This is a genomic window from Pseudoalteromonas sp. SR45-5 (assembly GCF_014163565.1).
Lineage (GTDB): Bacteria > Pseudomonadota > Gammaproteobacteria > Enterobacterales > Alteromonadaceae > Pseudoalteromonas > Pseudoalteromonas distincta.
Window position 1 is genome coordinate 1 of sequence record NZ_JACJDN010000968.1, and the last position, 926, is coordinate 926.

2 protein-coding genes are annotated in these 926 nt (G+C 32.7%); both read right to left on the reverse strand.

Annotation, left to right across the window (positions count from 1 at the left end; all coding sequences use genetic code 11):
- Positions 1-43: 43 nt before the first annotated feature.
- Positions 44-556, reverse strand: coding sequence for a hypothetical protein (locus H5072_RS20405; RefSeq protein WP_182694631.1), 513 nt, complete (start codon positions 554-556; stop codon positions 44-46).
- Positions 557-654: 98 nt separating this feature from the next.
- A partial coding sequence (locus tag H5072_RS20975; RefSeq protein ID WP_220488757.1) for a hypothetical protein occupies positions 655-926 on the reverse strand: 272 nt, incomplete at its 5' end.

Here is a 926-nt window from a genome sequence, read left to right on the forward strand (position 1 = left end):
ATTTTTTTTTTATCTTATTTTAATTATTCTTATTGGCTACTGGTTAAATAGCCTTTCGCATTTTATTTAATAACTCGTAGCATGCTTTATACAACAGTATTTCCATGTCTTCGTTATGGTACAAAGGACCCCAACGAAAAAAGCCTCTTAAGCTAAATTTTTTAGCTATGAATTCGCGCCACGTAACAGATTTAGAAACGCTGAACGTTTTAATCGTCTTATTGTGTTTAATATTATACAAGCGCGATACTAACTTAACTTTTGGTCGCCAAAATAGCGGAATAATAGCTGTATCAAAATCTATAGTGAATGCATCACCACCATGCAAAGTAACTATAACAACATCTAAACCAATATCTGACTTTTTAGGCTCTTTAATAGACGAAATACTGTGAAGACAAAAAATATCTTCAAGCTTCTTGTGCATATGATCTTGTAGGTAATCCCCCGTTATATAAAAAAACGACTCTATTTTAGAAAAATGGCTGTTATTAGCTACAGCTAACGATCTCAAATAAACATTCGGCTTTTCAGAGCTAAACCAATCGAATAGCAAATTCAAATTCCTTTTTACTTATGCCGAATAAATAGGCCATAAAGTTGTTATCTAAGGTTAGGGTGAAAAAAGCAAAAACCAGCTGTTTATGTTCTGCTTTACGATTTTTTATTATGCTTAATTATTTTACTACGTAATTGAACCCCAAGTAACGTCCCTAATAAAACAGCAATAACATGCAGCAAAGCCGAAACCAAATATACTAAAGGCTCCATTGATATCTCTAATAAAATGTATAGTAAGGCACCGACACTTAGATTAATAAACCAATAAACCGCCATAACTAAAAAGGCTTGTTTATAGGGACTCACTGTTTGCTTATAGCCTAAGTAAAAATACACGATTAAAAAGGTTACAAATCCGAGGACGT